This is a genomic window from Bacillus sp. JJ1503, from assembly GCF_036965125.1.
Taxonomy (GTDB): domain Bacteria; phylum Bacillota; class Bacilli; order Bacillales; family Cytobacillaceae; genus Cytobacillus.
Genome location: NZ_JBALOZ010000231.1, coordinates 1,979 through 7,005, shown reverse-complemented (window position 1 = coordinate 7,005; position 5,027 = coordinate 1,979). Strand labels below are relative to the sequence as shown.

Annotated in this window: 4 protein-coding genes; all 4 read left to right on the top strand. The window is 37.7% G+C overall.

All coding sequences use genetic code 11. From position 1 onward, the window contains the following. The first annotated feature begins 367 nt into the window (after positions 1-367). Positions 368-2,563: an FIMAH domain-containing protein gene (locus V7149_RS17225; protein WP_335346837.1), complete on the top strand. Its 2,196-nt coding sequence runs from the start codon at positions 368-370 to the stop codon at positions 2,561-2,563. 797 nt (positions 2,564-3,360) lie between these two features. Then, on the top strand, positions 3,361-3,732 hold the full coding sequence (locus tag V7149_RS17220; RefSeq protein WP_043931838.1) for a VOC family protein: 372 nt from the start codon (positions 3,361-3,363) through the stop codon (positions 3,730-3,732). Between the two features lie 348 nt (positions 3,733-4,080). After that, entirely contained in the window at positions 4,081-4,326 is a 246-nt protein-coding gene (locus tag V7149_RS17215; protein WP_335346836.1) for a hypothetical protein, read from the top strand. A gap of 53 nt (positions 4,327-4,379) precedes the next feature. Continuing rightward, entirely contained in the window at positions 4,380-4,904 is a 525-nt protein-coding gene (locus tag V7149_RS17210; protein WP_335346835.1) for a hypothetical protein, read from the top strand. Positions 4,905-5,027 lie beyond the last annotated feature (123 nt).

Here is a 5,027-nt window from a genome sequence, read left to right as displayed (position 1 = left end):
AAATCATCTCCCTGTAAATTTAATAATTAGACTAATTGGAAAATATGGGATTTTATACAAACTTTCTAAAATAATTGTTTTAATGCAAGACCTGACGGCTAAGTTGGCATGTTAATTGCTATTAAAGTATATATGGAAAATATCTAAAAAGGTTAAAGAGATTTAGGAAGGAGGGATTTTTATTCATTCTAGTAAAAGTCATGGATTCTTTATATACGTAACATCTAGTAAAATATGAAAAAATTTCAAAAGGAGCAGATTAAAATAGTAAACAATTAACGACTTTTTCAAATTCAAATCTTATTTTGTTTCTCTAAAAAAAATAAAAAGGGTGATAGTTTTGAGAATAAGGAGTAAGGCTTTTATATTGTTTATCACTATCCTGCTCGTGTTGTCCTCTACTACCGTATACGCCAGTGAACCAGGAATGTCTGATTTTCCCAAACCAGTGGATTCCGAATCCTGGACCCTCCCAAGAGAAATGACCTGGAACGAATATCGACCGGTACCAGGGATTGACTGGCGAGATACTGACTTTGAACCTGAAAGAGTAATTAAAGGTGCTGTAATTCTAGTAGATTTTCCGGATCAGGAGTTTATCCTTACTCAGCCTAAAGGCTCAGATCCTGCAGGTAATCCCATAAGCGTTGGAGGAATTCCTAGAGAAGAGCTTGGTGAGTTTTTTGTGAATTATCTAAATACCCCACAACCTTTAAATAACTACCGGACTATCGATGAGTATTGGAGGGAAAACTCTTTCGGTAAGTGGGGCATAGAGCTCGATGCCTTTGGCCCTTATCGAATGGATCATAACGAATTCCAGTACGGACTAAACGAGTTTGGTCAGACTGTGAATATGCCTCCTGGGTACACAGCCAAGAATTTTGGACCGGAGGCGATAAGAAAGGCGCAAGCCGATATAGAGGCCTCTGGAGAAGATTATGACTTCAGTTTCATCATTCATGCAGGTTATGATGAATCGGGTGTATGGGCAAAATTCGGTGAAATGATGTTTGAAAGTCCAGAGACGATTCCCGATGAATTCGGGCCACCTTTTGAAAATATGCCTAACTCGGCAGTAACACGTGTTGTACCTTGGACCTCTTGGCTTGCTGCCAAGTCCCTGTGGGCAAGAGCTAGCATTGGCGGGAAATACGCCATTTTAGGCGAAAATAGTGGGATGGGGACATTCGCCCATGAACTTGGCCACATCCAAGAGCTTCTTGATAACTATAACGATCCTTACGGAGACCCTGTATCCCGAGCCTATTCAGGGCCGTGGGAAGTAATGGCTAACGGTGCTAACAATGGTCCCGGTGGACCACATGAACGATGGAGAATCCCAGCAAGCCTAGGCGCCACGTCACCGTCTCACCATATGTTGCGGAATAAAATTAAACAGGGGTTCCTCTCAAAGGATCAATATATGTCACTTGATCGTGATGAACTTGCCGAAACGGGCCCCGTGTTTACTGACATAGTTGCACGTGCAGTACCGACCGGTGAGAAGTTTGGACGCACTGGTATAAACGGTATCAACATCACTATGGAAGATTTAACCCCCAGAAACTATCTAGAAGATGATTGGCGTGCAGATATGCAGCGAGGTGAGAATTGGTATAATAACTATACCCTTGAGGTAGTTGACCAGGTAGGTTTTGACTCTTTCAATTCCGACTCAGGCGTTTTAATTGCCAAGACAAGGGATGATGAAACGTGGCCAAACATTTGGGTTATTGATTCTCATCCTGAGGATATCAATCTAGAGAATTACAAAAAGGCAGATGGTACAATTAAAATGTTTTCCAAAGGAGACCAGGAACAGCTGGCAGACGCACTGTTTAAGTCTGGAACTGCGCCAGGTGTCGTTAGCGAATATAAAGACGAGCATAACCGACTTCATTTCTATGTCTTAGGTAAAAGCTATGATGATGATGGTGCCCTTTCCTATCGCGTAGCCGTCCGACACATGGATGGATCAGGGCCGCATGAGCGTGGGGTTAATGTGACCACCAAGGGGGTCAGCCCGGCAATTCCTGGGCGCGTTGCACATTATAACTTCAGTGTGACCAACACCGGTGAGGAAACAGACATCATTCGCTTAAATGCCGCGACTGAAGCAGGTTGGGAGCTTATGTTGGAAAATAGCGTTATTGAAGTCGAAGCAGGTAAATCGGTAGATGTTCCGGTATACGTAAAAATTCCTAAGGATGCAAAAGCACCGACAAATTTGACCCTCACAGTGACCTCAGAAACAGACCGTGAGCAGACAGCTACTGAGGTGAATAAATTGCTAAACGATGTAAATGTATCAGGAATGAAGGCACTTGTCGAAGGGTTTGAGAAAGAAGGAGCATTTGCTAACTACGGAGCGGCCCGTTCCTTAGAGGCACATCTTAATTCAGTGAGTCATTTCGAAAAACTAGGTAAAACAGAAAAAGCATTTGAACACATGAACGGATTTACTCAATTGCTAAATCATCAAAAAGACAAAAAGTTAATTTCCGAGAAGGCGTATAATATCCTCAAGTCCTACGCCGATACGTTGGTTGAGAGGTTATAATATCTAAATAGGCTTGGCGAATTTAGAAATACCGGGCAAGACTGCCCGGTTCTTTTTGTGCAAAAAGGGGGACGTGATGCCTTCTTCAGACAAAGATGCCCTCATGTTAACCAAGCGGTCGCCATATAAATGCTACTTTAAGAATGTACAAAGTTGATTGTTTAATAATGTACAGTTTCGACAAATACCCCATAATATTCTTGGAGTGAATATTATGCACATAGCAGTAGAGTTCGACACCGATATAGAAATTAACAGTCTGACGGAATTACCAAAATTAAATATGTAAATGGAGAGCTTAAAGATGAAAATCAACAAAAGTAGGTTGGCCAGGGATATGGGAGTGGATCGAAGTCTAAATTTCATCCTTGCATATACATAAAAAATTCTGAATGAATTGGATTAGTTGGAACGCCGTTTGCGGGGAAACTCGCCTGTACGGTGTGATGTGGGGGAAAAGCTGGTGATAACTTCAAAAGCTTACCTATCACTTATAATGAAATGTTTAGAGTCGATTCTCTAACTTGGGGGTCTGCTTTTTCTATGTCTTAAAAAAACTATAACAGACTATAACGTCTTCAGCTGTTTCATATCTTAAAAGTTATTGTATGGATGCTTTATTCCACAATCGGGCCAGATTGTTGAGTAACTCATTTTCGAAATAAATGGATATTTTGGGAAATATTGTGAATAAATACACTTATACTAAAGGAGCAGGTTAATTCAATAATCGGAAGGAAAAAGGTATATAGAAAGGGAACCTTTGATATACCAGATTAAATAAAGGAGAGAAGGCTATGAGTAAATCATTTATTGAACAAGTACATTATATTAGAATTCCTGTAAAAGATTTAGAACTGTCTGCTCAATGGTATAGAGATGTATTAGGACTCCAGTTATTAAACATTACTGAGGAACTTGCGATTTTAAAAGTAAATGAAGGACCCTTTTTACTTATCTTAGTTCCTACCGAAGATGAAACATTTGCACATTTTACAATTGATAATGAACAAGAATTTAGCATTGGCTTTACAAGTCCAGAATTATCTAAATTTCATCAACACTTAATTGATAATCAAGTTAAGGTCGAGGATATAAAAGAAGATAATGGTCATGCCTTTTTCCACTTTTATGACCCAAATGGTAATAAACTTCAAGTACACTGGTAAGATTATAATAAATAAAATTACCTTATTTTATTAACGGGTGCTTGAGTTCAATAACGATCTTCAACAATCGGGCGCTTTCCTGTAGTTGAAGGATTGTGCCCATTTTACCTAAAAGGCCAGATAATTGAAGAGTAAAAGGAAGTAAAATACTCTTCCCATTGTATAATTAGAATATCAGAAGGTCTTAAGAAACACATCTAGTTTTACATGTTGCCCTTTAATTTTACCTAAAATAATATAAAAATGAAAACAGGAGGGTTTTATGAGTAAGTGTTGTAGGCTATACCTACATCTGTCACGACTTTAACTCTTCCTATGTTTTTTTAAAATCTGCAAGGAATATTAATCGTGACCATCATAAAAAAGGCTGCTGAAGAGGTTTGGGAAAATACCTTAGTCGGTGAAAACGGAATCTTTAATATGGCACAACCAAATCATTATGTATCATCTCCAGTATTTTCAGAGTTTCAATATTCGGCAAAGGATCTTAAACAATCAAGAGAGAAAATTTCCGAAAGCCAAAAAGCAAAAATAATTGAAGCTATTAAAAAGAATCCTGAAAAGTTTTTAAAGAGTAAAGCATACAACGACTAAAGGACGATCAACGAATTAGAAATAATCAGTAAATAAATTCCAGGGAGAGTAACATGAATTTTAATGAGTCGGTATTGAGTGAACAGTATGAAATACTAAGAAGCTTTTTATACCATTATTCAAGTTTTAGATATTTACATAAGAAATTTGATGACCTATGTAGATTTGGTTCTCAGGAATTTTGGGTGTATACAATAAATGCACATTACTTTCAGTCAATTAATCTATGGTGTATGATTTTTGGCACTAACAATAATGAAACACACTGGAAGAAGCTTGGATTAGAGGGAGAACTAAAGCCAATTATTTTGTCAAAATTAGAGTTAAGTGAAAAAGATTATAATTTGTATTGGAATAAATTGGTGGAATGGCGAAATAAATATTCAGCACATAGAGTACCAGGATTTATAGAAAATACACCAGACTTGAAAATAGCCCGAATGGTAGTATTTATATATGAAGACTGGGTTGCAATGAATATTGATGCAAGTGTTAGTTTCTCATTGGAACTATACGAGGAAAACTTTAAAGAAGATTTAAATTCCACAATTAGCACTATGCTAACAGCGTCAAATTAATAGATAATCTTTAAATGAGAATAATATGCGTTATAAAAAAATGAGGACTTTAATCGAAGTTCCCTCGGTTATTATTTATTAATATCGGTCTCCAAAAATAGGGCGCTTTTCTGAAATAAGGAA

What these genes read in the sequence shown, in the direction of transcription:
- V7149_RS17220 (WP_043931838.1), top strand. Translation starts at nt 3,361, where the DNA reads ATGAGTAAATCATTTATTGAACAAGTACATTATATTAGAATTCCTGTA.
- V7149_RS17210 (WP_335346835.1), top strand. Translation starts at nt 4,380, where the DNA reads ATGAATTTTAATGAGTCGGTATTGAGTGAACAGTATGAAATACTAAGA.